This is a genomic window from Nocardia sp. NPDC051052, assembly GCF_044456045.1.
Lineage (GTDB): Bacteria > Actinomycetota > Actinomycetes > Mycobacteriales > Mycobacteriaceae > Nocardia.
The window spans coordinates 300,684-326,698 of sequence record NZ_JBITFL010000002.1; the positions used below are offsets into that span (position 1 = coordinate 300,684).

The following is a 26,015-nucleotide window of genomic DNA, read 5'->3' on the forward strand; positions in this document are numbered from 1 at the left end:
TCACCACTCCCCTGGTTTCTTCCGCTGCGGCACAACCGCTTCCCCTGCAGTACAACCACTTCGACGATACCCTCGGCAGGCTCCGATGATCACCGCCTTGCATGGAATCCCCTGCGCGTCAGGAGATCCGGGCGAGTCGCATGCCGAACGACACCACTCACACGGCGAGGACATGCCGCGTCACGCCTGATTTCTCTCCGCTCAGGAAAGCTTGTGCGCTTGCCTGACAAGCGTTTTCACGCCCGATGGTGATGCGTCGGTGGTGCAACTACACCAGTCGGTGCCGATGCTTGAAAAGCAAACCATAACGGACACTGCAGGTTCGCCCCCGAGCTCGTGCCACTGCTGCGCCTAGGTCGGGGCCGGCCTGTCCCAGCTTTGGCAGCAACCCTGCCGTGCCCGGAATGACAGCTGAGGAAGCAATTGGAGGGGTACTTGATGCCACAGGAAATCGGCGCCCGCATCTGCCGGATGCAGACCAGCCGTACCCACACCCAGGTCCGCGTGCACAGTCCGGAAGCGGCCGCGCTAGTCGCCCACGACGTTACCGGCATGTGGCTCACGGATCAGCATCGGATCGTTTCGCTGTCCCGCAAGCGGAATCGCGCAGCATGATCACCCCCAGCGCGCGCCAGCCCGGGGCGACGCGACGAACTCCCGGCACGAACCAACCGCGGGCCGCTCGCCTGACGCGACGAATGCGCACAACCGCGGCCGCCGCCTTCGTTGCGGCGACACTTCTCGGCACAACCCCCGCACACGCCGACGAGCAGGGAACCGTCACCGAGGCCGAGTACAGCAACGCCGCTGGCACCCGCCACTACTACATCTACACCCCGCCCGGTGATATCGCCGGGCGACCGTTGCTGGTGTGGCTGCACGGCTGCATGCGCTACGGCGCCACCGACGAAGAGCAACTGGCCGCACTACGCCCCGATCCCGCCGATGGCCGTCTCATCGCACTGGCACGGGAGCAAAAGTTGGTGATGGTGTTTCCCGTCCAGCTGCCGTCGGCGAATCCCCTCGGCTGCTGGAACTTCATGAACGACGCCGATCAGCACCGTGATGCCGGTGAACCCTCCATCATCGCCGGCATCACCGAGGCTGTGCGCGCACAGTTCAGCTTGGATCCCGACCGCACCTACCTTGCAGGGCACTCCGCCGGCGCGCTGATGACCACAACTATGGGCGCGGCTTACCCCGATCTCTATGCCGCGATCAGCCCCTGGTGCGGCGGCGCCTACCGCTTCGGCACCGACCTCACCGGCCAGGCAGCCTTCCACGAAATGGGCCCGCGAGCCCGCCCGATGCCGGTCTTCCTCATCGAAGACGCCACCGACCCGAAAAGTTCCCCCCTGATCGGCCGATTGGCACTCGGACAATGGCTCGGCACCGACCAACTCGCCCTCGACAACACCCCATCACCACCCAACCTGATATCGATCCAACACCAGAATGCCGATCCCGACTCCGAATTCACCGATGGACGCACTCTCGAGGTCTATCAATTCGGCCCCGCGCAGGTGCAGCTGCTCACTATCGAGGGCGGCGGCCACGAACTCATCGGCAACGCAACAGGAGCCGCTCGCCAGACGATCGATTTCTTACTGCAATACCACCTTTCGCCACAGTGAGTCCGGCGTTTCACCGACGCCCGTAAGCCGCGCTTTGCGGATACCGAAAGCTTGGGAATGGCGGCGATGCGGTATTGCACCGCATCGCCGCCCGAATGTCGCTGACCTACAGAAAGATCGGGTCTCCATACACCGCTTGGGTGCCGGTGACCGCTGCCGATTTCGCCTCGATGATCGAGTAGGAGACGATGGTCAGCGGGCCGCCGCAGTTCTTGACAAGGACATGGAAGTCGCGGCTGATCAGGTATCCGGTGTGACCCGGTGCGATGTCCTTCGTTCCGGCCGGGATGTCCTTGATCTCACCGGGTGCGATCGCGAGCTTGATGCCGGCTCCGACGTGGAAGCTCGGCCCGATACTCGCGCTCGCGGACGGTGAGCTGGAATCGCCGTCACCACTGACGCCCACCTTGATCGAGGCATCGAGGCCGGCTGTGGCACCGAGTTCGATGCCGGCGGTCACGTCGACCGCACAGGCGACGAGATAGCCCGCCTTGAGTGTGCCCGTCGAGCGCGGGTCGACCCGGCCGTAGAAGGTGTCGTCGAGAAACACCTCCCGGTTGGCCGGCATGCCGTTCTGTGGCGCGATCGGATTGAACGCCTCATCGGTATGACCGACCGTGAATTCGACGCCCTCCGGGCCGTTGTAGGTCTTCTCGTGCGGCGCCATCAGGCCCGCGCTGGCAAACGGTGCGGCCGCCAGGCCGATCCCGGCGATGCTGGCGGCAGTAGCGAGTGCCGATGCGATTCTCATACGTTCCTCCCGAACCTTCGTGCTTCGCGCTGTCGAGCGAATCGCTGACGACTGCTCCGGTCGCGGTGTCTCTCGGGACGTTTTCGACCCGGCAGAAACGTAGGACGGCGCCCTATCGCCAGCCGAGGTCCTTGATCCTCGAGCTACTGCGAAACCACTGGTACCGGGGTCGCGGTGAGTTGTCCGGTCCGGCGGCAGCGTTGAACGAGACGGTTCGGCCGCTGTCCGGCCCGGTTTATCTACTCGCCGTGCGATTTTCGGCATCGGACCAGTTCAGTGCATGTTTCTCATCCGGACCGGACAGGACATGCGGCGAAACGCTCCAGGCGGCTCCGAAGACCAGGGCACTCTCAATCAACGAGCATCACAGGACATTTGGGCGCGATGCAGACTCGGCCGATAGACACTCGATCAGCCGAAATCACCCCGTTCCGCGCCGACGGGCGCACCCTGTCCCATGCTCCCGCCGAAATGCGTGGTCAGGCTGTCCGGTCCGGACAAGAACAGCGCTCAACAGGCAACAGCGCAGAGCACGCGGCACCTCATCAAACGGCGGCGGGCCGCCGGACCGGAGAACTACGAAAGGCTGCTCTACCAGCGCTTTCTACTCCTTCGGCGCGGCAGGCAGCTCGCCCGGCAGCCGTCGCCGCTTCTACCTTTATGTCGGGCCACACCGGAGGAACACAACAGTCCGAAGGAGATTCGCAACGAATGTCCGGGGCGCGGTTGACCGGTTCGGTGCCACAGGAGATTTCGCGATTACCGCGGACCGCTCAACCCGAAAGGGCGCGGCCCGCAGTCTCGAAGTAGCCGACTCGCCAGACGAGGACCAGCTACCCCATCTCCCCGGCCCACCACCACAACGACGTGGTGACGGACGGCAACGATGCCGATCCACGGCGTTCGGGCCGCCAGGAGGGGACAGCCCGAACGCCACCCTAAACGACCGAGTATCGCTGGTTCTGCACCGCAGATCGGGCCATCCAGAGACCCGGCCCGCGAATGATCCGCCCAGGGATTCCAAGATCCTCGTCGAGGTGCACTCACCCGAAAGTGGGGCCAGGATGTGAATTAGGGCGTCGGGTTGGCGGCTGTCGATTCTTGGAAGTCGACCAGTGCTTCTCCGTGCGCCTGCGCCCACTCTGTCAGGATCGCTATCGGTTCTTGGAGCGTGCGGCCGAGCGGGGTCAGGCTGTATTCCACCCGTGGGGGCACTTCGGCGTACTGCTGTCGATCGATGAGGCCGTTGCTCTGCAAGCGGCGCAGGGTCTGGGTCAGCACTTTTCGGGAGATTCCGCCGGACAGAGCGACAAGTTCGCTGTGCCGCTTGGGCCCGTCTGTCAGCGCGTACAGGGTGACTACGGACCACTTGTTCGCGATGATCTCGATTGCGGTGCGGGCGGGACAGTCGGACATGAACATGGTCCCGGCAGGAGGGCTCACGGTCCGAAGGTTACCAAAGGGTACCTATAGGGTTCCTAGCGTTGCCATCATGCACATCGCAGCTCTGATCCTGTCCGTCCTGCTCGCTGTCGCGATGCTTCAGTCCGGCGTGATGAAGTTCGTCCGCCCAGCGTGGATACGCCAATTCGCGGAAGCGGTCCACCTCACTACTTCTCAGCTCACCGTGCTCGGGAGCCTGCAGATCGCCGCGACGGCCGGTCTTCTCGGCGGCATCTGGTTCCCGCCCTTCGCAATCGCTGCCGCGATCGGTCTGGTGCTCTACTTCGGCGGCGCGATCGTCGCCCACATCCGCAGCGGTGACCGGAACATGCTGGGAGCCGTGGTCTTCCTCGCGTTCTCGATCGCGACGTCAATCGTGCTCGGTCTCAATATTCTCCGCGCCTGAGCTCACGTTCGAACTCGACGGCTGGGCGAAGTCGCGCAAAAGTCCCGCACGCGAGGACGACCAGGCCCTGGATTTACGAATCCCCCCGCGAACCATAGGCATAGAGCTAAGAGAAAGTCTCACAAATAATCACGACACAAGGTGTCGTGATTATTTGGCAAGGTGACCGGGGTGACATCGGGCAGGCCGACGGTCACGCTATAGAGGAGCGATCTGATGGGATCTCAGGCCAACCCGTGCATCACGTTCAAGGGCAACGCGCGGCAGGCGATGGAGTTCTACCGAGAGGTTTTCGGTGGCGATCTCGAGGTGGGAACGGTCGCGGACTTCGGCTCACCGGGCTCGGCCGACAATGACAAGGTCATGCACGCTCGGCTGGACACTGCCGCCGGGTACACGCTGATGGCATGGGACTTTCCGGAAAACCGGCCGGGTCACCCGGCGTACCGACCGGGCAACAACGTCGCGGTCTTCCTCGGTGGCGACGACCACGAACTCCGCGACTACTTCGAGCAGCTGTCGGTCGGCGGCACCGTAACGTTGCCTCTGGCAAAACAAGTGTGGGGCGACGAAGCGGGCTCGCTGGTCGACCGATTCGGCATCAGCTGGATATTCAACATCACCAACTGACCAACCGCGCCCACGAAGATCACGGGCAACGGCTTTGCCCAGTACGACGAACACATCCTGACCCTGTCGCCGCTGGGGCCGCCGAATTCCGGGGCTCTTCCCGCTTCGAGATGGCGATCAACACCGCGCGCTGTGGCGACTCTGGAGTCGCCACAGCGCGCGGTGTCGCTCAGGCGATCAGCTGTTTGATCGCGTCGGGCAGATCGTCTGAGTCGTAGGAGAAGCTGTCGCCGGGTACCGCACCCTCGATTTGGGCGATCTTGTTCTGCATCAACGACATCTGCTCGGCGGTGAGCTCGCTGATCGGCGTGGACACGTCGACACCCGACGCCGCGGCGACATCATCGGCATAGGTGTCCGGATCGTTGCCGTCCGAGGCGGGGGCGTACTTGCGGAAGGCCGCCTGGATGGACAGATTCACGTACGCCGGACCCTGCAGGAACAGGCCGATGGCCAGGAATCCGGTGCTGTAGTCCGGGAAGATCAAGAAGTTGTGCCAGTTGAACTTTCCCGGATACTGGCCGTAATCGGCGCCGCCCACCACCCCGGTCAGGTTGCCCGGGTTGTTGTTCAGCCAGGCGAAGCTGCCTGCACCGCGACGCAGGTGCGGCTGTCCGCGCAGGATTACGTCGTTATCGTGGAAAACATAGTTGTAGATATCGACGCCGTTACCCTGATAGTCGGTCGGATCGTTCGGGTTGCTGCCCGGAAACCATTCCGCCCGAGGGATTTTCTTGTTGGTCGAGACCATATCGTTCCAGTACCAGGCGTGGTCGCCGAATTCGACAGTCATCACCAGTACCTCCTTATCTGTTGGATGGCAATGGATTTCGTTATGCCGCCGGATCGTCCTCGGGTGGCAGGTCGGGTAGCACGTCGGCGAGCAGAGCGATCGCCTGCATGCCCTGCCAGCCGATCGCGACCGAATCGCCGCCTCCGGTGGCCGAGACCCGCAGTGGCCCAACGCGGGTGGTGTTCTGCTGGTTTTCCCAGGTACCGGTCACGACGGCGTTCTTGGCGAGCAGCAGGGCATAGGGCAGGACGGGTACCGCGCCGCCCGACCCCCTGCCCAGCAGGGTGCCTGCCTCGTAACCGGGCAAATACCAGGCGGGATCGTTCAGCAGCACGTCGTCCCACCACTCGGTGCCCGCCGCACGCCGAGTCAGGTAGACCAGCGCGTAGTCGAACTGGATGGTGATATCGGTGGATGTCGTTGTGGTGGTGTCGGTTCCGCTACCGACATTCTGAAGATCCCACCGCTCGTCGTCGCCTCGGCCGCCCCATTCGGGCGGGATGATCGGGGTGCCGTCGATCGGGCGGAACATGAGCATCGCACTGTTATCGCCCGGTCCCCCGCTCGCGGCGGAATCGGCCGCGGTACGGATCGCCCAATCACTACCGGCAACCAGCGCCTTGTTCGGTGCCGCCGTCGACGTCGCGGTGTGCGATGCGGAACTCCAGCTCTGCCAGTAGGGCGCATCCGGTATCGGCCAGTCCGGCGGCTCACAGGTCAGCGGCTGATCGATGTTCACCTCTGCGAGCAAGGCGCGATCGTTGTTCAGCCGTTTCGATAGCTGTTGGCCCGCAAGACTATTCGCGTCGACAGGTTGCGCGTCGGCGACGATCGCCCGATACCAGCCGGTGGCGCTCGCGCCGCCCGGCGGCGGCGTGATGGCCGCTGTGGCCGGGGTCAGGATCAGCGTGGTGTCGAATCCGGCCAACCACAACCCCAACCGTAACTGGTTGAGTTTGCCGTTCTGGACGATCTTGTCGTCCACCGGAACGCCCTGGAAGAAGGCCATAGCCTTATCGGGAGCCGTGGCGATGCCGTACGCCGTGGCCAGATCCGACACCAGCAACTGGCCGATTTCGTTGATGCTGTGGCCCATCAGCTGCTCGCTTTAGGCGGGGACGCAGGAACCACGCGCACCAGCCAGCCGATGATCTGGGTGCCGTGCATGACAAGCCTGCCGCCCTTCTCGTCCTTGTGGTAGCTCCAGCTCTGATGGCCGTCGTCGTCGGTGAAGAACTGGCCGTCGGCATGCCAGTCGTTGTGGTTATAGGTGCCGCCGAGGCCGAAGATGCCGACGGAGCCGCCGAAGCTCGTCGAATCCGTGTGACTACTGCTGCTCGACGACGCCGCGTAGTTGGCGAAGTGGGTGCCGGCGTCGCCCCAATCGTCGCAGTAGACAACGAGATTGCGGGCCACCAGCATCTGGACCACCACCGAAGGCAGCCAGTTGTCGTTGTTGGCCACGGTGTTGGTGCCGTCGCTGATGTAGTTCACCGGCTTGTCCTTGACCGACCAGCCGCTCTTGATCCGGAAGATTTCCTCGAACATCCACGGCCGCTGGACGTTCACCACGAAGTACTCACCGGTAATCGATGCGGACTGCGAATGGTCCCAGCGCCCGTCGCTGGACGCGCTCGCGGCCGACTGTGAGTTGAAGTAGTCCGCACTCGTGCTGTCCACGCCGCCGGTCGCGCTGAACGGCCCCCACACCAGGCCGACGCCGCCACCGTTGGAGGACCCGGAGTCGTTGTAGTACGAGGTCGAGGAGTCGCTGAACCCGCTGGCCGAGGCGCTGTCGTAGCTGGAGTTGCTGACCGATATCTCCAGCGCGCCGAAACTGTCGTCGGTCACATCGCACCACGACGGTGGGTCGAGGACGGTCAACGGGAATTTGCCGATCGGGAGGGAGAGCTCGCCGTAGGTGGACCAGCGGTCCTTGACGCCGGTGACCGCGGCGTCGACGATGCTTGTGCCCTGCGAGTACAGGAAGTCGCTCGCCTCCGAATACGCCATCCCGGCATCTGTGTGGTCGGCGCCTGCGACATCGGTTTCGGCCTGATGGATCGCATCGTCGAAGGATCCGCCGTCGATTGCCCACGCCTGACCGAGCGCTGGGTCGGCCATGGCTTTGTAGAACGCGTCGGCCTTGTTCCGGCGTGCGGTCCGCAGTGCACTCACCGCATTGAGGTAGCCCTGATAGCCGGGGGTGTACTTGCCGTAGATGCCGCTCACGTACAGCAGCTGCTTTGCCTGATTGATCTTGTCCTGGACCTCCTTCGACGGCGGCGTCGGCACATCGCCAGTGATGGCCTGCTGCACGAGCTTCCAAGCGTCGGAGGCCTTGCCGAGCGATTTCGCCGCGAAGTTCGAGCCGAGCGCGAGATGGTCATCGACCAGCTCCGCGGTGGCCGCGGCGGCGGCGTAGGACGCCGCCAGTCTCGGGTCCGGTGTTCCCGGTTTGCCGGGGGTGGCGCCGGTGCCCGTTTCGATGTGGCCGGTATCGTCCATCAGCGTGTAGATGTCGCCCTCCGGCGTCCACGGGTTCAGGTACCGCCGCGGATCGACGGTGAGACCGGGCTTTTGATACAGAAACACTGTTCCCGGATTATTTTGCAGGGCTTCTGAAACGACCGACCCCACCTGATCTATCGCGGACAGCAATGCTTTCTGCAGCGCGCCAAGTCCCTCGATATCTGCCATGATTTCCCTCCTTCGTCACGAGCCCCCCTGGTCGGCGGCTCGATGGATAACAGTCGCCTGGTATATCCACCGAGGCGTGCGTAGCCGTTTACCCGAGTGTTTGCGCTGGTCCGGTGAGTGAAACAGGTATGGAGGACCGACTACGCGGTCGCGCGGCACACGGCTGCGTACCGAATACATTTCGGTACGCAAGTACCAAATTGAGATCCCTGTTCGCGTTCGTCGAGCGGCGCTCCACCCACCCGCTGGTCCCGCTCGGGGTCTTCCGCCAGAAGCCGGTCGGTCGCATTCACTGGGGACGGGCCACTGGAACCCGCAGTGCGGATTTCGACTAACTCGGCACGAATTCGTAGGTGTAGAACACCAGGCCGTTGCCTAGCTTGCGGGTTTCGACCAGGTGCAGCGGCTTCTTGTCGCCGGACTCGTCGAAGATACGCAGGCCCGATCCCAGGACGACCGGGAAAATTACCAGCCGCAGTTCATCGGCCAGGTGCTGTTCTATCAGTGTCCGCACGAGCTGATAGCTGCCGTAGACCAGGATCTCCCCGTCCACTTTCCGCTTCAGCTCCGAAACCTCTTGCGCCACATCGCCGCCCAAGACGGTGACGTTGCTCCATTGAGGACCTTTCAGAGTCGACGACACGACGTATTTGGGGAGGCTTCGCACGCTGTCCGCCCACTCGGGGCTCACGCGGCCTTCCGCTACATTGCGCGCTGTCATCCGGTCCGCGAACCACTCATTGGTCCGCCGGCCCAGCAGAAGTGCTTCGGCGCCGAGGACTTCCCGCGTCTCGCGGGCGACCCAGTCTTCGAGATCCTTGGCCCCCACGTACTGGTGGAACCAGCCGCCGCGCGCGAAACCCTCTGCGCCGTCCGGGTCTTGGACCACTCCATCGAGTGTGACATTCGAGGTGATGACGATCTTTCCCATTTCCGTGCTCCTTTGACGATGGTGTCGGCTGTCACGGGTATGGACACCGCATCATCGGAAAACGGGGCGCTGTGCGGCCGCCCCGTTCGCGCCTTGGCCGGCGTCCATACAGGATGGAATTGCGGACAAGGAATGAGGTAGCGAGAGTGGAGTTGGCGAGAACAGACCTGATGTCGAGGGCGCGGGCCGGTGACGGCGAGGCGTTCCGAGCGCTGACCGAGCCACACCGTCGCGAGCTACAGGTGCACTGCTACCGGATGCTCGGATCGTTTCAGGATGCCGAGGACGCTCTGCAGGACACGATGCTCGCCGCGTGGCGTGGTCTCGAACGATTCGACGGGCGCGCCTCACTTCGCACCTGGCTGTACCGCATCGCCACCAACCGGTGTCTCGACGCGCTGCGCTCTGCTCGCCGACGTCCCGCAAAGCAGTGGGACATCCCGGGCATCGAACCACCGCAACCCACTGGACGCGGCGAAATCCATTGGCTCGAGCCCTATCCCGACGCCCTTCTGGACGGTGCGATCAGTGTGCCGCTCGGTCCGGAGGCACGCTACGAGCAGACCGAATCCATTTCCCTGGCTTTTGTGACCGCACTGCAGATCTTGCCGCCTCGCCAGCTCACCGTCCTCATCCTGCGCGACGTCCTCGGATTCCACGCGAACGAAGTAGCCGAGATGCTGGACACGACCGTCGAATCGGTCAAAAGCGCCCTCAAACGCGCACGTGCGGGAATGCGGCGCGGGCTGTCGGTGACTACTGCCCGAGAACAGCCGCCTGCCGGCGACTCACCTGCCGAGAACGCGATCGTCGCAAAGTTCGTCAGCGCCTACGAATCTGCCGACGTCGACGCGTTGGTGGCGCTGTTGACCGACGACGTCTTCATGTCGATGCCACCGGTGCCGCTGGAATACCAGGGCCGAGACAACGTGGCCCGCTTCTGTGCGTTCATTTTCGGCTCGGTGCCGAGATTCGAACTGGTGCCGACGCGAGCCAACGGTCAGCCGGCATTCGGGGTGTACCGGCACACCCCCACCGGCATTCACGGCGTCGGCCTCTTCGTTCTCACCCTCGCCGGCACCCGAATCGGCGCGATGACCCGCTTCGAAAACACTGTCCTCTCCGCTTTCGGCCTGCCGCCATCCCTCCCGAGCGCACAGTAGGCGGTGCGGCATGACTACCGACAGCGAAACCGGCACACCCAAAGATTTGACCATCGGGGCAGGCGCTACGCGGAAGGTGATCGAGTACGTCCTGGTTTCGGCGGACGGTGTTTTCGAAGACCCGGTGGGCATGGGGGTCCGCGAATACCAGGACGAGGCATACCTGCGCGACGGCTTGGGCTTGCTGACCGCATGCGACGCGATCCTGTTCGGCCGCAACACCTATGAGGCGTTCGCCAAGCTTTACGGCGGCGGCAACCACAAGCCGATGTGGGCCGACCGGCTCAACGCAATCCCGAAATACGTATTCAGCTCCACGCTGGAAAAGGGCGACTGGGGTAATCCGATCATCGTTCGAGGCGATGTCGTCGCCGAGGTGACCCGACTCAAGCAGCAGGACGGGGGGAACCTGCTGGTCCTAGGCCACGGTCTGTTCGGTCGAACGCTGCTGCGGGAGCGGCTGATAGACGTAATAGACCTCACGATCTACCCCCTGCTACTGGGACGCGGCAAGCAGTACTTCCAAGAAGGTCAAAGCGCCGAACTGAGGCTCACAGCCGTGAAGACCTTTTCGAAGGTCGTGAAACTGACCTACGAGACCACGCGCTGAAATCCTCGAAAGGTACCGCGCGGAATCGACCGCGAAGATCCTGAAGACCGTCGCTGCCTCGGCCTCGGCGGGCGCACGACTGCTCGTTGCCGAGCTGGTCGTGCCCGCCAGCGATGCCCCGCACCCGTCGAAGGATATGGACCTCGTGATGCTGAGCCTTGCTCGGCGGCAAGGAACGCACCGCGGACGAGTACCGAATACTGTTGAACGACAACGGCTTCGACCTCGACCGAGTTCGTTCCCACACCGAGTCCCGTCATGATCCTCGAGGCGACCCGTAGGTGACCGGCGACTCACCGGAGTCGGCACTCCGAATCTTTTATCGTGCGTCGCCGGGTCGAATCTGGCTGCTCACGTCCCGGGCAGGGTCGTGTTCGGCGATGAATCCGAGGAGTCGGGGCATCACCTTCTGCGGAAGTGCCCACAGCAGTTCGTGTCCGACGCCTGGATAGACCTCGACGTCGGCGGCGGGCAGCTGTTCACCCAGGCGCCGCAGTCCGATTTCGGGATCGTTGGCGACCGTGGTCTCGCCGAACAACACCAGCAGCGGGGCGGTTACGGCTGCGAGTTGTTCGTCGGTGAACGGCTTGGGCCACGGAAAGGCCAGCCGGAACTTCAACCCCGGCACCATCATTGCCCATTCCTTGTCGGTGAGCACGACACCGGGCGTCAAGAACTGGACGAATTTCTCCATGCGCTCGCGGGTGGGCCGCATACCCGCGAGGATCATTTTCAGCAGCAAGCTCCATCGCGGCTTGGCGAAGGTGGCCCCGCCCGGTTCCAGCATGGACACACTCGCCAGACGATCGGACCGGTGAACTCCGAACAGGCATGCGGTCCAAGCGCCGTCGGAATACCCGGCCAGATGCACGCGATCCTCGCCGAGCCCGTCGATGACCGCAACCAGCCACTCGACGATCTCGCCATGGTCGCGCACCGGCGCGCTCTGCTCGCTCCGACCGGCCCAACCGATGATGTCGGGGGTGTAGATGACGCGTTCACGCGCCAGCTCCTCGATGAACGGCAGCCAGAACAGACTGTTGCCGGGCATGCCTGGCAACAGCATCAGGGGCCGGCCAGATCCGGTCCCCGACTTGCGAACTCGGGTAGTCCCGAATCTCGTCTCGACGTCGATCTCTGTCGACGGCACCGGCCAGTCGGCGGCAAGTGCGTCGTAAGCACGTAGATAAGCCGTCTTAGCCTCGTCGCTGGTGAAACGCCCAATCTTCGACATGACCTCGCCATCCTCCTTTTACGGTATGCCCATACCACGTATGGTGGCATGACCATACCATTTAAATGGTATGGGCGTACCATCGAGCAGTTGTCGGACGACGGAAGGCGGCGGACCCGTGCCACGATTGGTCGACCATGATGTGCGGCGCAAGCAGATCACCGATGCCGTGCGCCGGGTCATCGTCGGCGGCGGGCTCGAAAGTGTCACCTTCCAGACGGTCGCCGTCGAGGCCGAGATGTCGATACGGCTGGTGCAGTACTACTTCGGATCCAAGCGAGAATTCCTGCTGGCGACCCACCGCTCGGTGATGGAGGATGCCGGCGCCCGTTTCATGCGCCGATGGACCACAATGGGTCAGGACGCGGCGCCGCGCGCAATGATCCATGCCATCCTCGCCGAATTGTTGCCCCTCGACGCCCAGCGCCGGGAGGAAACAATCGTTCTCGGCAGCTTCGGGTGGGCAGCGGTGACCGGCCAAGCCATTACCGCTGAAGAAACGTTCGCCGCCCCACGCACTCTGGTCACGGTTATCGCCAACCAGATCGCACGACTCGGACGCGCAGAGGCCAGGGCACAGCGCGACGCCGCACTGATCACAGCGGCAATCGGCGGACTGGCCCAAGGCCTGTTGCAGGGATACGACACCGCGCCGTCAGCACTCGATCTGATCGACCATCTTCTGGACTGCGTACTGGGTGTGACAACGCAAAGCTCCGCCGATCAGTCCGATCTCCTCTGAACACCCTTCCACAGGACGTTTGCTGATCCATCATCGGTTCGCTAGCTAGCGAGTTCTGTTCCAGGCGTAATCAATTCGTAGTAACAAGAAACAGTAGCGGTCTACGGTTTCTAATGCCATACTCGACAGCATGGCGAACACGCGAACCCGGCGGACGCAGGCCGAGCGGACTGCCCAGACACGTCGCGCGGTGCTCGACGCCACCATCGACGCGCTGGTCGAAGTCGGCTTCCGCGCAGTAACGACCACGGACGTGGCGCATCGAGCTCGGGTCTCCATCGGCGCACTGCTGCATCACTTTCCGACGAAATCGGATCTGCTCTGTGCCGCGGTCGCGCATTCGTTCGACCGTAGCGTCGAGGAGTACCGCGAGGTCATGCCCCGGCCCGATCCCTCGGCGGACCAGGTCGACATCGCGATCGAGCTGCTGTGGTCGATGTACCAGCGCCCCACCTACACCGCCTGGCAGGAGCTGTGGACAGCGGCCCGCACCGACGCGGAGTTGGCTGCCGCGGTCGTCGACATCGACCGGAAGGTGATGGCTGCCATCGAGCGGGGCTACACCGAGATGTTTCCGGCCGAAGGCGATTCGCGCAGCGCTCCCGTCGTGCTGCACCTGCTGTTCGCGCTGTTCGATGGGCTGGCCATGTCGCGGTCGATACCCGGCTATGAGCCGTATCCCACCGCCGCTGTCATAGCCGCTGTCAAAGGTATTGTCCGCCCGCTGGTTACGCACAGCAGGGAAGATCGCGAGAGAAATCGAGAAAATCATGAGCTGTTCATCCGGTAGTCCCCAACGGCCCATTCGAGTCCGCCGCATCCGATTCAGCTATCCCACCGGGTCACTGCGACAGCACTATGTCGACGGGGATCTGGTCATGAGCCACGCGATGGCCTACCTGTCATCAGTCTTTCCGGAGGGCGAGGACTTCTTCGTGCGCTCCGTCCGGCGGCACGCCGACCAGCTGACCGAGCCCGAACTCCAGTCGCGGGTCCGCGGTTTCATCGGCCAGGAAGTCACCCACGGCCGCGAGCATCAGCAGCTGAACGAACGACTGCACCAGATGGGCTATCCCACTCGTTTGGGCGACCGCACCACCCGCGAGTTCTTCGTACTATGCGAGCGCACGCTGTCACCGCTGACCTGCCTGGGGATCACGGCCGCGCTCGAGCATTACACGGCGGTATTCGCGGAAACCCTGCTCAGTGATGAGCGGGCGCAGGCCTTGCTGGGACAGACCGAAGTGCGCTCGATGCTGCTGTGGCATGCGGTCGAGGAGTCCGAGCACAAGTCGGTGGCCTTCGATGTCTACCGTGCCGCCGGTGGCACCGAACGCCGCCGCGTTGCCGCAATGTGGTTCACCATGGCCTTTTTCGGCATCGGCGTGATCGCACACACCGCAGCCTCTCTGGTCCGGGACCGCGCCACCTACAACCCCGTCACACTGGTGCGCAGCCTGGCCGCCCTGCGGTATTCGCCATTCCTGACCGGGAGCGTCTTCGCTCGGTTCGGCGAATACTTCGAATCCGGCTTCCATCCCGACCACACCGACAACGCCGCCCTGCTCGAACGCTGGACCGAGGAATTGTTCGGCGAGCAGGGCACGCTCGCCGACCATTTACACTGAGCCCCCCACTTTCTGGGGCATGGTCCGCACAGCCTGGCGTTAACACTTTGACCGAAGGTGCCCGGATCAGGGAGTTTCGGGCAACGAAGCGGCGAACTGCGTTGATTTGCAGCCGACTACACAAATCCGCACCGACGCGGAACGTAACGGCGACCGGCACACCTCGATGTGCAGCTTGCATACCGAACGGTTGCAGTACCGAACTCGAGGGGATCTCATGCGGATCACATCACTGCTCGTCGCCGGCTTCGCAGCGGGCGTCGCCATCACCGCCAGCGGTTGCGACTCGTCCACAACCACCCAGGCGACCCGAACACCGTTGCCTTCAGCACAAACCGAGCAGCCCACCCAACCAACGCACGCGAGTGAGCCCGGCGGCGGCGTCCCTGAGACCACCGCAGTGCCCGCGACCAAACCGCTGTCGCAGACCCGACTACTCCCGCCGAAACGGTTCCACCGAAATGCGTGACCGCGCAACTTCGCCTGGACAAGGGAGTCGGCGGCCAGGTGGGTGGGACCTGGTTCCTGAGGTTCATCAACTCCAGCTCGCGAACCTGTGTCCTGCAAGGGTTTCCGGGCGTCTCGCAAACCAACGGCCCCGCCGGTGAACCGGTAGGCGAGCCCGCGGTTCGGGACCAGGGTCCGCAGGCGCCCCAACCCGCACCGGTCACGCTCGCACCCAACGGTGCGGCGCAATTCGAGTTCATCTCCTACCCCAAGCAGATCAACGAGTGCGCAGCCCTGCGCACCAACACCCTGCGCGTCTACCCGCCCGACAACACCGAATCGCTGTGGCTGCCTTGGGATAACCTGATCTGCCCGAGCCCACAGCGCATGCTCGTCGTCCGGGCGATCACACCGATGTAGGCGCATCATTGCGGGCGCGCATCAGCGCAATGTGTAGTTGTTTCTGGAGAGGTTGGAGCCGTGTTCGGAGTTCACACATTGGATTCCCGGCTCCTTGGGCAATCCGGTGCATGAGATCCCGTTGTTGTTGCTGATGATCTTGCGGAAGGGCAGCGGATTACGATTATCGAGGATCACCAGACAGGTGTAGCCCACCCCGACGCGTACGTCCTGGCCGCGGATTTCTCGAAATACGCTGGCGGGTAACGGTTCAGGGAGTCCGGTGTGACGAAGATATCGACGAAGAACAGGCTGGTGTCCCCCCGAATTCGGTACCCGTTCCCTGCGGCCCAGGCGATCACGGCGTTCCGAATCGCTGTTTCGTTCTCGTCATGCCGCAGGGCGTCGAAGAACTGGTACTCCGCGAGCGCGCCGGTGAGCGAGACGAAACCGAACAGGCTCGCCAGGGAGACGCGATAGTAGCGGGTACGCGGCGCACGAATCTTGCTCTCGCACTGGCGAGAGCGCGGAGACCGGCCGGGCGGCCGGCCACAACATGCCGCTCGGTACTACGTGTTCGTACACGATGTTCAGCAAGGATTTCGCGGCGGACAGCTCACCCTTACGCAGCAGAACATCAGCCAAATCAATGTCTGCCGTGCTGATTTCGTGGCTGAGGTAGGACTGCGCTACCCGGCAATGGGTTTCCGCGTTGTCGAGTCCGCCTGCTGCGAGTGCGACTGCGGCACGGACCAATTCGTTGAGTGAGATAACCTTGCGGAAGTCGCACTCGCTCTGCTGGAACACATGCACCAGCAGTTCGACCTGTCCGAGGAATACGACGCGGAGAACGGGCACACCCGCCTGGACGACATCGCCGTTCGGCCTGCACGCTTGCGCGCGCCGCGAGACAAAGTGCACCCCATGCCCTTTCCGGCCTCAACATCGACAACCTGCCCTTCTTCGCCCTCATCGCGGCGATGGCCGAGGGCAAGACCCGCGTTCACGACTGGGTCTACGAAAATCGCGCCATCTACCTGACCGAACTCACCAAACTCGGCGCATCGATCACCCTGCTCGACCCCCGCCGCGTCTACGTCGAAGGCCCGACCCGCTGGTCCGCCGCAGAGGTCATCTGCCCGCCCGCTCTCCGGCCCGCAGTGGTCATCCTGCTCGCCGTGCTCACGGCAAAGGGAATCTCGGTCCTGCGCAACATCTACGTGATCAACCGCGGCTACGAACAACTCGCCGAACGTCTTGGACGGCTCAGCGCGCAAATCGAGACCTTCCGCGACTACTGAACAGCCTGCGCTTCCGGTGGGCGCGGCAGGCCAGGATGGCGCGGCGCTCGTCGTCGTCGACCACGCCTTGACACGAGAGGGGAGCCCAGTAGCGGACGTTCTCTAGATCAACTGTGCGCCTTGGCCTGTGCTCGATCGAACACCCGCGCGGCGGCATGTGCGGATGTTCGTTTCGGTCGGGCGGGCGGCAGTCCGCAAGAGGTCCTGGCCCTATGACAAGAGCAATCTGCCATCGGTGACGGTCGACTGCGACGCCTAGAGCAGCAAGACTACGACAGCTACACCGCCCTCCCGAATGCCTCGACGACCAGACTCCGTATGACCGACCCGAATAACGCGCGGAAGCCGAGCTCCTGGCCCGTCTCGCCCAGGAACAGGTCGATCGGGAGCGGGTGGTTCAGGCTGCGTTAGTCTTGGGGCGTTCGACCCGGTGACCGCGTTCGAAGCGGGCTGCGTGGTTCGGCGCCGAACGGGAGCAGCGGTCCGTCGACATCGAGGAAGAGCCGGTACAGCATCATCTCCACCACCAACCGGTCGTTTAGAGAAGTTACGACCTACGCGCCCTTCGGATTTCGGCAACAGCAACTCCAGCAACTCCCACTCCTTGTCCGTCATACCCGATACTGTCTATCGCCTGACGGGGTAAAATTAAGATCAAAATCACGGCTACTGTCGGCAGGATTGCCGCCCGGGGTTTGATGTCGCCGACTGGAGGCGCGCTGGACGTGGGCCGGTACACCGGATCGGAAATCAACGCAAGCGTCACGAAATCTGTTGGAGCCGTGACGATCTCCGGGCCTGAGTCATGACTGCCCTTGAGGCGGCGCGGTTCTTCGCGGCATTGACGACGGTGCCCGATGACGTCGGCGGGCCGGAACGGCTGTGCCAGGCATGCCTGCGGGTGCTGGCGTTCGAGCGGGCGGCGATCGCGGTGGACGTCGAGAGCACCGGGCGGGAACTGTTGTGCGCCAGCGACTCTGTCGCCGAACGGATCGAAGGGCTGCAAGCGACGGTGGGTGAAGGCCCCGGCATCGAGGCGGCGATCACCGGCATGCCGGTGATCTTGGATGACTTCGCGACCATCCACCGGCGGTGGCCGTTACTCGGTGCGGCGCTGGATCTTTCGGACTGCGGCGCGATGTATGCGTTGCCGTTGCAGGTCGGTGCGGTGCGGGTGGGGGTGCTAGATCTGTATCGCGTCAGACCGGGGCGGCTGGAACGCGCGGATTGGGTAGCGGCGACTTCGGTGGCGAGGATGGTCACGATGATCCTGCTCGGGGACGGTCGAGCCGACGGGAACGGCTCGAATGTGGTTTTGGGTTCGTGGTGGGATTCGGCGCCGCGCGCTCAGGAGATCCATCAGGCCAGCGGGATGATCGCCGTCCAGCTCACGGTTTCGGTGCGGCAAGCGTATGCGCGGTTGCAGGCACACGCGTTCGCCGGCGACCGCACGCTGGGCGATGTCGCTCACGATGTGGTGACGCGTCAGTTGCGGTTCGATCCTGCTGCCGAGCAGGCAGGATAAGACGCATCGTGCAGCGCGGCACGCCGACTCGACTATCTGCAGGAATTCTCGCAGGACCACACCACGGTGAACAGGGAGGATCTGATGACGGAGCGAGAAGGTCCGTTGGTGAAGGCATTCGTGGAACTGGCGGACACTCTGGTCGCGGACTACGACGTGATCGAACTGGCACAGCGGCTGGTCGACGATTGCGTGCGACTGTTGACCGTCGATGCCGCAGGCATCCTGCTCCGCGCGCCGGAGGGTGGATTGCAGGTGCTGGCCTCGACCAGCGAGCAAACCAGGCTACTAGAACTGTTTCAGGTCCAATCCGAAGCCGGACCATGTCTACAGGCCTACGGCACCGGCGAAGTCGTTGTCGTCGATGATCTTTCGGAGCAGGTGGACCGATGGCCCGCGTTCGCACGGCGGGCGCTCGCTGAGGGGTTTCATGCGGTGTGCGCGATACCGATGCGGTTGCGCGACGAGCGAATCGGCGCGATAAATGTGTTCTCCACCGCCACCGGGGCGCTGTCGGCGCCAGACTTGACGGTCGGGCAGGCGTTGGCCGATGTGGCCACGATCGGAATCCTGCACCAGCGTATGGCGACCCGCACCGAAGTGGTCAATCGGCAACTCCAGGTGGCGTTGAACACCAGAATCATCATCGAGCAGGCCAAAGGCGTGCTCTCCGAACGTGGCGGACTGAACATGGACGACGCCTTCAAGCAGTTGCGAACCTACGCACGCAGCAACAATCTGCGCCTTTCTGACTTCGCTCGAGACATTGTCGATGGCACCGCCGATGCGGGCGTATTGATTGACCGACCGGCACGATAGCTCCCGCCCCAGCGCGAATCATATTGGTTCGCAGCGACTATGACCCGATGGTGGGTGTGCGGCAGAAGATGTCCACGTGGCCCGCGGCTTCAGCTGTTGCGCCGGTCGCGTGGTATCTCATACAGTCCGGCCACACCGCGCAATCGCGGTGTGGCCGGGTTCGGTTGTCTATCTAGGCCGTATCAGCAGGAACCGCTGCCGCTTCCTGCGATACCCGGAGCGCCAGGGTTCAAGCCGGTACCGCCCGCCCCGCCCGACCCGCAATGCCCGAGGGTGCCCGTGCCGGTTTTGGCTCCGCCGTTGCCGCCGCCCCCGCCTGCGCCGCCGGTCCCCTGGGGACTAGCTCCGCCGTGACCGCCGTTCGCAGCGTTACCGCCGTTGTTGTTGACGCCGGAGGCACTGCCGCCATCGCCGCCACGGCCGCCTTGACCGCCGGTATCGGGCTTTTGGGCGTCGCCGCCGATCCCGCCGGCACCGCCAGCAGCGCCGCCGCTGCCTGCGACAGCGCCCGCGCCGCCTGCGCCGCCGTCACCGCCCGCGCCGCCGGATCCCGCAGTGGGCCCGCCGATCCCGCCGTTGCCGCCGAGTCCGCCGCTGCCCATCAACCCGAGTCCACCGACGCCGCCGTTGCCACCCGCGCCGCCAGCTCCGCCGCCGTAGCCGTTGCCGCCGTTACCGCCGTTGCCGCCTGGACAGTTGTCGGTGCCGGGGCTGCCGTTGAGCCCGGAGTTGCCGGCTGGATGGGAAGCCGTGCCCGGCGCGCCGTTGGCGCCGTTGATGGGTGAGCAGGTGGCGAATGCCGGTGGGGCTATTGCGATCATGGCGCCTGCGCTGAGTACCAGACCGCCCAGGAGGGCGGCGACGCGTGTTCGGGTGGTGCGAGGTGTGGTCATGATGGTGCTCCCTTGCTGATGCGCTGATGTCGGCGTACCGGCACCGGCTGGGTATGCGCTCTTTATCAATGCCGCAACGAAATTTCCGGCATTTCGGGGAATCCTCTGATTCGATATCAAGAATTATGCGACTACACCGTGCTACAGCGTATTCACCTGCTCGTCTCATTTCGTCCGACGAGCTGCTTTCACGTCGAGCCGCCTGCTTCTTTGCTGGCAGGAGAACGTAATTCGGCACGGGATGTCGTTCGCTGATGTTCAGCACTGTCCTGCCGGATGATATTGCCGAGGCCACCCCGGACGGCCGAGTGCAGCCTCGCCACACCTTCGATGGCGACCTCTTCGAGGCGGAACGCCACAATTCCGGCGAAAATGAAGTACTGGTATTTGCGAACTAGCCACCCATGCTCGAACTCCTCTGACAGCAGCGAAAACAAGCCTGATATGGCCGAGGTCTGGGGCGGTGAACTCAGCATACGCTACTCCAGAGGTGATTACTATGAAGTCGACGCCCGCACACCAACTTCCGTGCCTCATTTCGCGAATTCCATGTGGAAGCAAATATTTTCATACCAGCCGATGCGCGCCGGACATGTTTCGCCGATATATAAGTGCGTTTCTCGCGGCCTTGATTTGAAGAAACCTGGTGTCATGTAAGCATGTTTTGTAGTAGGCAAGCGAGCCACACGGCGCTATCGCGTGGTGTGGCTCGCTGTATTTCAGTTGCGAGAACCTGCCTCAGCAGGAGCCGCTGCCGCTACCTCCGGTGCCGGGGGCGCCAGCGACCAGGCCCGCGCCGCCGTTGCCGCCGTTGCCGCAAGCACCGAGCGTGCCGGTGCCGGTCTTGGCACCACCGTTGCCGCCGTTGCCGCCCGCGCCGCCGGTCCCGAGGACTCCGCTGCCGCCGTTGCCGCCGCGTGCGCCCGCGCCACCGTTGTTGTTGGCGCCGGTGGCGTTGCCGCCGTTGCCCGCACGCCCGCCGCGTCCGCCGGTATCGACGGCGAGGGCGTTACCGCCGAGGCCGCCCGCACCGCCGGCAGCACCCGCACTGCCTGCGCCGCCGCTCGCGCCCGCGCCACCGTTGCCGCCAGCGCCGCCCGCACCGCCAGAGCCCCCGACCGGTCCGCCGACCCCGCCGATGCCACCAGCGCCGCCTACGCCCGAGGCGCCGAGTCCGCCGCTTGCGCCGCTGCCGCCCGCGCCACCGGCGCCACCGCCGTAACCGTTGCCGCCGTTGCCACCGCTACCACCGGGACAGTTCGGGGCACCGGGGCTCCCGTTGCCGCCCGCACCACCTGCAGGGACGGTTGGGGTACCCGGGGCACCGTTGGCGCCATTGACCGTGACACACGCGGCCGCGAATACCGGTGGCGCCACAGCGATCATCGTGCCGGTACTCAGGACCAGGCCGCCGAGCAGAGCGGCGATACGTGTGCGTGTGGTGCGAGTTGTATTCATGGTCGTACTCCATTTTGCTGAAGCGCTGATGCGCTGAGGCCGATGTATCGGCACCGGCCGAGATGATGCGCTGCTATGCCTCCACTTCGATACGGAGGAATGTGAGTACGCCTCGCACCACGGCGCAGTCACCGACTCATCAGCAAACCGATAAGTCAATTACTTCGCCGTTTTCGTCAGCGATAAAGATTGAGATTCAGCGTCGAGCGCTGTTGCCAGTGGTGTCCAGACTCCCTGGAAATCCGTTGCTACCGAGTAGCTTACGGCAGATCGCTACGGTGGAAATCGCGAAACGGCCTCGATACGAGTATCGAAACACTGACATTTGTAAACAGTCACCCATGCTTTGACTCATCTGCCGGCAACGGAAACACCGATAATGTCGCCTAGGGCTCGAGCAGTGAACTCAGACTACGCCCTCCGAGCGCTGATTACTATGCAACCAATAACAAACCAGCGAATTCAGTATGCTGTGTAACATTTCTCGACGGACCGCGATATTGGTCCATCAGGGCGGCATCACCGAGGTCGGCGCGGCCGGATGCTCTCAGCCGGGCGAGCCGGACGCGCACGCCCTTTGCTCCCCCGCGCTTCGAAGCCGGTGAGCGTGATCCCGAGATCTCGCGCGTACTGCGCCGCGAGGCTGAACGTCTACGTTGAGCCAGTCGTGCGCTGAGCCCAGCACGGCATCCCGGCAGTGAGGACTTCCCCTCTGCCATCGCCGGTACGGACAGCCGCGCCCACAACGCGCCCACTGTCCACCGCCGCGACTGCCGGGCAGCTCGAGTCGAACTCGAATCATCCTCTCGCTCAGACAATTCAGCGACAAAGCTTGCAAGGCAACTGGAACCACGACAAAGCCCACTACCGCTGCCGCTTCCCCGCCGAATACGCCCTCGCCAACAAGATCGACCACCCAACAGTGGTCTACCTCCGCGAAGAGCGAATCATCGACCCGATCGACTCCTGGCTCGCCCAAGTCTTCCGCCGCGACCAGATCGAACACACCCTCGCCACGCTCGAACAAGCCCAACCAGACAGCAGCGCCGCAGTTGCCGCCATGCGCACCTCCGGCAATCACTGGCCGACTATGACCGCAAGCTCAACAGCTACCGCGCCGCGTTGGAAGCCGGCACCGACCCCCTACCGATCGCGACCTGGACCCGGCAAACCCAAGCCGAACGCGAAGCCACTGCCGCACAGCTCCTAGCCATGAAAGCTACAACCGAAGCACGTCCTACATTGAGCCGCAACGAGATTCGCCAACTCGTCAAGTCCTTCGGCGGACTCATCAAGATCCTGGGAGCAGCCGACCCTACCGACAAGCTCGAGGTCTACCGACAACTGGGCCTCAAGATGACCTATAACCACGAAACACGGGTGGTGGTGGCTGAAGTTCAGCCACCACCACCCGTGTGCGTATTGGTCGTGTCCGGAGGGGACACACGCGCTGAGCACACAACTCGACCTGCGGAAACGCTGACAAGCCCAGCACCGCGGCTGCGCCCCCGGTTGTGCGAAATCACGATTCTGCGCGATCTGCTGTTCGTGATCGATCGCTATCGGGTCAGTCATCGAGCTCAGGCCATTCGCCACGAAACGCTAATGACGCAGGATGAGAGCATAGAACGCCCCAGCAAAAAGGAACGTGCCGATCGGCAGAGACCAGGCGAAGACACGAAATCGCGGTAGTGCGTATCCGAATATGATCGATACGAGCACCGACGCGACAATCGGTACAACGAATACATCCAGGAATTCGTTGTCGATCACAGGTGTCAGTTGCTGAACTGCCGCCCATAACAGTGCACCGACTATGATCCCAGCTACAAACATCAGGACGGAAGGCAAGGCGGGCACACCACTGTTCCGTTGCGTTCCATCTACCCTATTCATACAAGCCCCCTTCGCGATAGCAAGGTGTCCTCTAAACATTTACAGTGCAGTACTGAGATTCGTCGATTCGCGCGAGATCAGGTTCATGCCAAGCATTTCATCGCCTTCTGCACCAGTGGATCACCATCCTGGATGGGGATATCTCGATTCGGCCAATTCGTCCACCGACCTGCCGCCGAGGTGATCGCGGCGAGCGAACTGGCACGTCCATCGACCGGCGCACCTTGCGATAATGCCTGTCCGCGTTCTGGTTTCGGCGAATTGGTGCCCAATCCCCACACCCCGTCGATGGTGGCTCCGTCCGGTATCTGGAAGCGCATCACGATGATGTAGTAATTCTGATAGGGAACCGATTGCCGGGACCTTGCGAAGGGGTTTTCCACAGCAAATGCGGCCCGAGGTTCGATGGGGCCCTCTGATGGTCGAGCCGCGATCATCGTTGTCACGCTGTCATCGACACGAAGGCAATCATCGGCATCGCGGGCATTGGTGACGACAGCTACCACCAGGGCTGCGGCCGCAACTCCCGCCGCGAGAAGTGCCATCACCGCATAGAACGAGGTCCTCTTGGGCCTCTTCAACCCGCATCCACCTCATCATGTCGCTGGAGCCGAAAACCCTTGCTCTGCCTACACCGCCGCCGATCGGCGGCCAACGCAATGTTACGGGTTCGCCGCCGATCTGGTAGCACTCGTCAGCTTACGGATCTCGAAGCACCACCAGGGCATCGGCCTTCTTGTTGTCCACGGGGTTCGGCGGGTCGGGAGTAACGGGAGCGACTCGCGCGTACTGGATGCACGCTTCGTCGATCTTGCCAGGATTGCCCTCGTTGCGTAGCCCGACACCACGACCGGTGATGTTGTTCCATTGGTCCATCTTTCCGGCCGCGGCCGAACCTGGCCAATCGATCTCGTGCGCGTTGCCCATCTGCGTCGCGAAGTCGGCATTTGCGCCCTCGGTCGTTCTTCCCATCCAGATGCAATGTCTCGCTGCGTCGACCCGATTGTCTTCTGCGCCGGCCGCGTCGGGAAATGGAGCGAGTGAGGCGTCAATAGCGATGTGGCTCACCTTCCGTGTCCGATAGCAGTCGAACGGGTTTCTCTCGCACGTGTCGCGTTCGTTTACACCGAGATCCCAGAACTCCTTCGATTGTTCGCTTGCCGAGTCGATGAAGGACAAGACTGGAAGTGCTGTCGTCGGACCGAACTGGTAGCTCAGCTGGTTTCCGGTCAACGAGGCTGTCACTGGTACCAACCTCTTGTTCGTATCGACCGCCAACGGAACGCCGACAGCGGCGACAACAGCACCGTCGGGGGCGATGATCTTGACCCTTCCTCTGGTTTGTTGAAGCGTGTGGCCCGGTGGGAGTCCGAGCATCAGGCTGAACGCCCGAGGCGCCTCGACACCGATCAGATCAATGCCAACCTGCACCGCATGGTCGGGCATCAACTCGAACCTCAGATCGAACCCGCTGCCATGGAATACGACACCATTCGGAACCAGTTCCGCCGGAAAGGGCGCGTTTGACGGGATGCCGAAGTTCACCAACTGTCCAGACCCACCGATCCGTATCTCGACGCCGGGTGTAGAGATCCATCCGTGTTCGAACTGCTGCTGGGTAACCGCGCCTGCAATCACCACCTGGTCGGCGATCGGATACCCCTGACTACTCCGCTCATACCCCGCACGCGACCACTGACTGAGAATCGCGCCGGATACCGGCCGTGCGCCAAAGGCCGGATGCCAGTAGATTACTCCGTTTTCGAAGCGGTTCATCCGTCCCTGGCCGTCGGGGAGTACCGTCTCGTCCGAGGTCGGGTAGCCGAGATGGCCGCCTTCCCAACCGGTTTCGCCCCACTTGTCGCGGATCGCGCCCGCAATGTAGTACGCCTCGTTGAGTTTCCAGTAGACGGTGCCGCCCTGGAAATACTGGCGACGCCCGAGGTTGTCAGGGTTCACGAGCTCATCAGAGGTCGGATAGCCGAGAACACCGCCTTCCCAGCCGTTGCGCTGCCACGCAGCAAAGAAATGGTTCACCACCGGGTGCGCGCCACCGGCCGGGGACCAGTAGATCGGGCCGTTCTGGAAGGTGGAGCGTTTGCCGACACCATCGGGGTTGCTCAGCTCGTTGGAGGTCGGAAACAGCAGGAAGCTGTTCGGTCCCCCCAGATCGTTGTATTTGTCCCGGATTGCGCCGCAAACCTCGTATGGCGCAGGCCAATACACCTGGCACCCGTCCGCAGCCGTGCGCTGCTGCGTGCGGGCCGCCACCGCGGCTTCCATCGTCTCGGCCTTATCGGCCTGCTCCTTAGTGAACCCGCCCGGGATCTCCTGGCAGTCCGATCGCATCCGGCCCGGTGCCACGCTCGACTGAGGATTACGAGTCGCCTCCCACTTCTCCGGAGCTTTCGAACGAGCACCCGGAACACACGCGGGACCGGGCGGCGCAGTGGCCGATGTCGAGGACGTGGCCGGTTTCGGCGGCATCGACGTGGTGGGCGAAGACGGTTGCGGCACAGGGGTTGTCGGCGATGTCGTCTTGCTAGGCTTCGCCGGCGCCGAACCCGGGGGCGACGCCGGCGGGGTGCTCGGTGCCGATGTCGTCGACGTAG

At 63.4% G+C, this 26,015-nt stretch carries 29 protein-coding genes; 16 read left to right on the top strand and 13 right to left on the bottom strand.

Features of this window, described 5'->3' with window-relative positions:
* Window positions 1-438: 438 nt before the first annotated feature.
* Both ACIBCN_RS06350 and ACIBCN_RS06355 read left to right on the top strand, forming a co-directional pair.
* Window positions 439-615, top strand: coding sequence for a hypothetical protein (locus ACIBCN_RS06350; RefSeq protein WP_396990449.1), 177 nt, complete (start codon window positions 439-441; stop codon window positions 613-615).
* Window positions 616-698: 83 nt separating this feature from the next.
* Window positions 699-1,634: an alpha/beta hydrolase family esterase gene (locus ACIBCN_RS06355; RefSeq protein WP_396990450.1), complete on the top strand. Its 936-nt coding sequence runs from the start codon at window positions 699-701 to the stop codon at window positions 1,632-1,634.
* 106 nt (window positions 1,635-1,740) lie between these two features.
* Here ACIBCN_RS06355 and ACIBCN_RS06360 read toward each other — a convergent pair whose 3' ends face one another.
* The gene (locus ACIBCN_RS06360) at window positions 1,741-2,385 is read right to left on the bottom strand and encodes an MspA family porin (RefSeq protein WP_396990451.1); all 645 of its coding nucleotides are present in this window, start codon (window positions 2,383-2,385) and stop codon (window positions 1,741-1,743) included.
* Between the two features lie 1,071 nt (window positions 2,386-3,456).
* On the bottom strand, window positions 3,457-3,828 hold the full coding sequence (locus tag ACIBCN_RS06365) for a winged helix-turn-helix transcriptional regulator (RefSeq protein WP_396990452.1): 372 nt from the start codon (window positions 3,826-3,828) through the stop codon (window positions 3,457-3,459).
* A 49-nt stretch (window positions 3,829-3,877) separates the two neighbouring features.
* Here ACIBCN_RS06365 and ACIBCN_RS06370 point away from each other — a divergent pair, with 49 nt between their 5' ends.
* Together ACIBCN_RS06370 and ACIBCN_RS06375 are read left to right on the top strand one after the other, a co-directional pair.
* On the top strand, window positions 3,878-4,234 hold the full coding sequence (locus ACIBCN_RS06370) for a DoxX family protein (protein ID WP_396990453.1): 357 nt from the start codon (window positions 3,878-3,880) through the stop codon (window positions 4,232-4,234).
* 216 nt (window positions 4,235-4,450) lie between these two features.
* Window positions 4,451-4,864: a VOC family protein gene (locus ACIBCN_RS06375; RefSeq protein ID WP_396990454.1), complete on the top strand. Its 414-nt coding sequence runs from the start codon at window positions 4,451-4,453 to the stop codon at window positions 4,862-4,864.
* A gap of 169 nt (window positions 4,865-5,033) precedes the next feature.
* Here ACIBCN_RS06375 and ACIBCN_RS06380 read toward each other — a convergent pair whose 3' ends face one another.
* The 4 genes from ACIBCN_RS06380 to ACIBCN_RS06395 all read right to left on the bottom strand — a co-directional run bounded on the left by ACIBCN_RS06380 (window position 5,034) and on the right by ACIBCN_RS06395 (window position 9,288).
* Window positions 5,034-5,660 (bottom strand): hypothetical protein, encoded by a 627-nt coding sequence (locus tag ACIBCN_RS06380; RefSeq protein WP_396990455.1) that lies wholly within the window; start codon window positions 5,658-5,660, stop codon window positions 5,034-5,036.
* A 37-nt stretch (window positions 5,661-5,697) separates the two neighbouring features.
* Window positions 5,698-6,753, bottom strand: coding sequence for a hypothetical protein (locus tag ACIBCN_RS06385; protein WP_396990456.1), 1,056 nt, complete (start codon window positions 6,751-6,753; stop codon window positions 5,698-5,700).
* The gene (locus tag ACIBCN_RS06390) at window positions 6,753-8,357 is read right to left on the bottom strand and encodes a hypothetical protein (protein WP_396990457.1); all 1,605 of its coding nucleotides are present in this window, start codon (window positions 8,355-8,357) and stop codon (window positions 6,753-6,755) included. Before ACIBCN_RS06390 ends, ACIBCN_RS06385 begins: the two co-directional genes overlap by 1 nt.
* A 331-nt stretch (window positions 8,358-8,688) precedes the next feature.
* Window positions 8,689-9,288 (bottom strand): dihydrofolate reductase family protein, encoded by a 600-nt coding sequence (locus ACIBCN_RS06395; protein WP_396990458.1) that lies wholly within the window; start codon window positions 9,286-9,288, stop codon window positions 8,689-8,691.
* Window positions 9,289-9,401: 113 nt separating this feature from the next.
* On the opposite strand from ACIBCN_RS06395, the gene ACIBCN_RS06400 reads away from it, so the two are divergent.
* Complete coding sequence (locus tag ACIBCN_RS06400) at window positions 9,402-10,451, top strand: sigma-70 family RNA polymerase sigma factor (protein WP_396990459.1); 1,050 nt, start codon at window positions 9,402-9,404, stop codon at window positions 10,449-10,451.
* A 10-nt stretch (window positions 10,452-10,461) separates the two neighbouring features.
* Window positions 10,462-11,061 (top strand): dihydrofolate reductase family protein, encoded by a 600-nt coding sequence (locus ACIBCN_RS06405; RefSeq protein ID WP_396990460.1) that lies wholly within the window; start codon window positions 10,462-10,464, stop codon window positions 11,059-11,061.
* 319 nt (window positions 11,062-11,380) lie between these two features.
* On the opposite strand, the gene ACIBCN_RS06410 is transcribed toward ACIBCN_RS06405, so the two are convergent.
* Complete coding sequence (locus tag ACIBCN_RS06410) at window positions 11,381-12,295, bottom strand: alpha/beta fold hydrolase (RefSeq protein ID WP_396990461.1); 915 nt, start codon at window positions 12,293-12,295, stop codon at window positions 11,381-11,383.
* 118 nt (window positions 12,296-12,413) lie between these two features.
* On the opposite strand from ACIBCN_RS06410, the gene ACIBCN_RS06415 reads away from it, so the two are divergent.
* The 5 genes from ACIBCN_RS06415 to ACIBCN_RS06435 all read left to right on the top strand — a co-directional run bounded on the left by ACIBCN_RS06415 (window position 12,414) and on the right by ACIBCN_RS06435 (window position 15,532).
* Window positions 12,414-13,037, top strand: a complete 624-nt coding sequence (locus ACIBCN_RS06415) for a TetR/AcrR family transcriptional regulator (RefSeq protein ID WP_396990462.1) — start codon at window positions 12,414-12,416, stop codon at window positions 13,035-13,037.
* A 130-nt stretch (window positions 13,038-13,167) separates the two neighbouring features.
* On the top strand, window positions 13,168-13,827 hold the full coding sequence (locus tag ACIBCN_RS06420) for a TetR/AcrR family transcriptional regulator (protein WP_396990463.1): 660 nt from the start codon (window positions 13,168-13,170) through the stop codon (window positions 13,825-13,827).
* On the top strand, window positions 13,808-14,665 hold the full coding sequence (locus tag ACIBCN_RS06425) for a metal-dependent hydrolase (RefSeq protein ID WP_396990464.1): 858 nt from the start codon (window positions 13,808-13,810) through the stop codon (window positions 14,663-14,665). Before ACIBCN_RS06420 ends, ACIBCN_RS06425 begins: the two co-directional genes overlap by 20 nt.
* 217 nt (window positions 14,666-14,882) lie before the next feature.
* Complete coding sequence (locus ACIBCN_RS06430; RefSeq protein ID WP_396990465.1) at window positions 14,883-15,134, top strand: hypothetical protein; 252 nt, start codon at window positions 14,883-14,885, stop codon at window positions 15,132-15,134.
* The gene (locus tag ACIBCN_RS06435) at window positions 15,131-15,532 is read left to right on the top strand and encodes a DUF4232 domain-containing protein (RefSeq protein ID WP_396990466.1); all 402 of its coding nucleotides are present in this window, start codon (window positions 15,131-15,133) and stop codon (window positions 15,530-15,532) included. The genes ACIBCN_RS06430 and ACIBCN_RS06435 overlap by 4 nt, the downstream gene beginning before the upstream one ends.
* Window positions 15,533-15,553: 21 nt before the next feature.
* Here the strand turns inward: ACIBCN_RS06435 and ACIBCN_RS06440 are convergent, their stop codons facing one another.
* A complete protein-coding gene (locus tag ACIBCN_RS06440; RefSeq protein WP_396990467.1) occupies window positions 15,554-15,709 on the bottom strand; it encodes a hypothetical protein in 156 nt (51 codons plus the stop codon).
* 755 nt (window positions 15,710-16,464) lie between these two features.
* Here ACIBCN_RS06440 and ACIBCN_RS06445 point away from each other — a divergent pair.
* The 3 genes from ACIBCN_RS06445 (at window position 16,465) to ACIBCN_RS06455 (ending at window position 19,156) form a co-directional block, all read left to right on the top strand.
* Window positions 16,465-16,812, top strand: a complete 348-nt coding sequence (locus tag ACIBCN_RS06445) for a hypothetical protein (RefSeq protein ID WP_396991145.1) — start codon at window positions 16,465-16,467, stop codon at window positions 16,810-16,812.
* 805 nt (window positions 16,813-17,617) lie between these two features.
* Window positions 17,618-18,337, top strand: coding sequence for a GAF and ANTAR domain-containing protein (locus tag ACIBCN_RS06450; RefSeq protein WP_396990468.1), 720 nt, complete (start codon window positions 17,618-17,620; stop codon window positions 18,335-18,337).
* Between the two features lie 84 nt (window positions 18,338-18,421).
* Window positions 18,422-19,156, top strand: a complete 735-nt coding sequence (locus tag ACIBCN_RS06455) for a GAF and ANTAR domain-containing protein (RefSeq protein WP_396990469.1) — start codon at window positions 18,422-18,424, stop codon at window positions 19,154-19,156.
* Window positions 19,157-19,338: 182 nt separating this feature from the next.
* On the opposite strand, the gene ACIBCN_RS06460 is transcribed toward ACIBCN_RS06455, so the two are convergent.
* The 3 genes from ACIBCN_RS06460 to ACIBCN_RS06470 all read right to left on the bottom strand — a co-directional run bounded on the left by ACIBCN_RS06460 (window position 19,339) and on the right by ACIBCN_RS06470 (window position 21,507).
* Window positions 19,339-20,049, bottom strand: a complete 711-nt coding sequence (locus tag ACIBCN_RS06460; RefSeq protein ID WP_396990470.1) for a hypothetical protein — start codon at window positions 20,047-20,049, stop codon at window positions 19,339-19,341.
* Between the two features lie 188 nt (window positions 20,050-20,237).
* Complete coding sequence (locus tag ACIBCN_RS06465) at window positions 20,238-20,525, bottom strand: hypothetical protein (RefSeq protein WP_396990471.1); 288 nt, start codon at window positions 20,523-20,525, stop codon at window positions 20,238-20,240.
* Between the two features lie 262 nt (window positions 20,526-20,787).
* Window positions 20,788-21,507 carry a hypothetical protein gene (locus tag ACIBCN_RS06470; RefSeq protein WP_396990472.1) on the bottom strand — a complete coding sequence of 240 codons (720 nt, stop codon included), beginning with the start codon at window positions 21,505-21,507 and terminating at the stop codon, window positions 20,788-20,790.
* Window positions 21,508-22,339: 832 nt separating this feature from the next.
* On the opposite strand from ACIBCN_RS06470, the gene ACIBCN_RS06475 reads away from it, so the two are divergent.
* Window positions 22,340-22,717 carry a hypothetical protein gene (locus tag ACIBCN_RS06475; protein ID WP_396990473.1) on the top strand — a complete coding sequence of 126 codons (378 nt, stop codon included), beginning with the start codon at window positions 22,340-22,342 and terminating at the stop codon, window positions 22,715-22,717.
* Between the two features lie 2 nt (window positions 22,718-22,719).
* Window positions 22,720-23,199, top strand: a complete 480-nt coding sequence (locus tag ACIBCN_RS06480) for a hypothetical protein (RefSeq protein ID WP_396990474.1) — start codon at window positions 22,720-22,722, stop codon at window positions 23,197-23,199.
* 287 nt (window positions 23,200-23,486) lie between these two features.
* Here the strand turns inward: ACIBCN_RS06480 and ACIBCN_RS06485 are convergent, their stop codons facing one another.
* The gene (locus ACIBCN_RS06485) at window positions 23,487-23,948 is read right to left on the bottom strand and encodes a hypothetical protein (RefSeq protein WP_396990475.1); all 462 of its coding nucleotides are present in this window, start codon (window positions 23,946-23,948) and stop codon (window positions 23,487-23,489) included.
* Window positions 23,949-24,102: 154 nt separating this feature from the next.
* On the bottom strand, window positions 24,103-25,686 hold the full coding sequence (locus tag ACIBCN_RS06490; RefSeq protein WP_396990476.1) for an LGFP repeat-containing protein: 1,584 nt from the start codon (window positions 25,684-25,686) through the stop codon (window positions 24,103-24,105).
* Window positions 25,687-26,015: the final 329 nt, after the last annotated feature.

Bases quoted from the DNA above. Each gene is read 5' to 3' on its own strand.
- ACIBCN_RS06450 (WP_396990468.1), top strand. From the start codon at position 17,618: ATGACTGCCCTTGAGGCGGCGCGGTTCTTCGCGGCATTGACGACGGTG.
- ACIBCN_RS06400 (WP_396990459.1), top strand. From the start codon at position 9,402: ATGGAATTGCGGACAAGGAATGAGGTAGCGAGAGTGGAGTTGGCGAGA.
- ACIBCN_RS06420 (WP_396990463.1), top strand. From the start codon at position 13,168: ATGGCGAACACGCGAACCCGGCGGACGCAGGCCGAGCGGACTGCCCAG.
- ACIBCN_RS06490 (WP_396990476.1), bottom strand. From the start codon at position 25,686: ATGGAAGCCGCGGTGGCGGCCCGCACGCAGCAGCGCACGGCTGCGGAC.
- ACIBCN_RS06480 (WP_396990474.1), top strand. From the start codon at position 22,720: ATGAAAGCTACAACCGAAGCACGTCCTACATTGAGCCGCAACGAGATT.
- ACIBCN_RS06370 (WP_396990453.1), top strand. From the start codon at position 3,878: ATGCACATCGCAGCTCTGATCCTGTCCGTCCTGCTCGCTGTCGCGATG.
- ACIBCN_RS06485 (WP_396990475.1), bottom strand. From the start codon at position 23,948: ATGGCACTTCTCGCGGCGGGAGTTGCGGCCGCAGCCCTGGTGGTAGCT.
- ACIBCN_RS06350 (WP_396990449.1), top strand. From the start codon at position 439: ATGCCACAGGAAATCGGCGCCCGCATCTGCCGGATGCAGACCAGCCGT.
- ACIBCN_RS06410 (WP_396990461.1), bottom strand. From the start codon at position 12,295: ATGTCGAAGATTGGGCGTTTCACCAGCGACGAGGCTAAGACGGCTTAT.
- ACIBCN_RS06385 (WP_396990456.1), bottom strand. From the start codon at position 6,753: ATGGGCCACAGCATCAACGAAATCGGCCAGTTGCTGGTGTCGGATCTG.
- ACIBCN_RS06355 (WP_396990450.1), top strand. From the start codon at position 699: ATGCGCACAACCGCGGCCGCCGCCTTCGTTGCGGCGACACTTCTCGGC.
- ACIBCN_RS06470 (WP_396990472.1), bottom strand. From the start codon at position 21,507: ATGAATACAACTCGCACCACACGCACACGTATCGCCGCTCTGCTCGGC.
- ACIBCN_RS06375 (WP_396990454.1), top strand. From the start codon at position 4,451: ATGGGATCTCAGGCCAACCCGTGCATCACGTTCAAGGGCAACGCGCGG.
- ACIBCN_RS06430 (WP_396990465.1), top strand. From the start codon at position 14,883: ATGCGGATCACATCACTGCTCGTCGCCGGCTTCGCAGCGGGCGTCGCC.
- ACIBCN_RS06460 (WP_396990470.1), bottom strand. From the start codon at position 20,049: ATGACCACACCTCGCACCACCCGAACACGCGTCGCCGCCCTCCTGGGC.
- ACIBCN_RS06395 (WP_396990458.1), bottom strand. From the start codon at position 9,288: ATGGGAAAGATCGTCATCACCTCGAATGTCACACTCGATGGAGTGGTC.
- ACIBCN_RS06465 (WP_396990471.1), bottom strand. From the start codon at position 20,525: ATGCTGAGTTCACCGCCCCAGACCTCGGCCATATCAGGCTTGTTTTCG.
- ACIBCN_RS06360 (WP_396990451.1), bottom strand. From the start codon at position 2,385: ATGAGAATCGCATCGGCACTCGCTACTGCCGCCAGCATCGCCGGGATC.
- ACIBCN_RS06405 (WP_396990460.1), top strand. From the start codon at position 10,462: ATGACTACCGACAGCGAAACCGGCACACCCAAAGATTTGACCATCGGG.
- ACIBCN_RS06390 (WP_396990457.1), bottom strand. From the start codon at position 8,357: ATGGCAGATATCGAGGGACTTGGCGCGCTGCAGAAAGCATTGCTGTCC.
- ACIBCN_RS06455 (WP_396990469.1), top strand. From the start codon at position 18,422: ATGACGGAGCGAGAAGGTCCGTTGGTGAAGGCATTCGTGGAACTGGCG.
- ACIBCN_RS06425 (WP_396990464.1), top strand. From the start codon at position 13,808: ATGAGCTGTTCATCCGGTAGTCCCCAACGGCCCATTCGAGTCCGCCGC.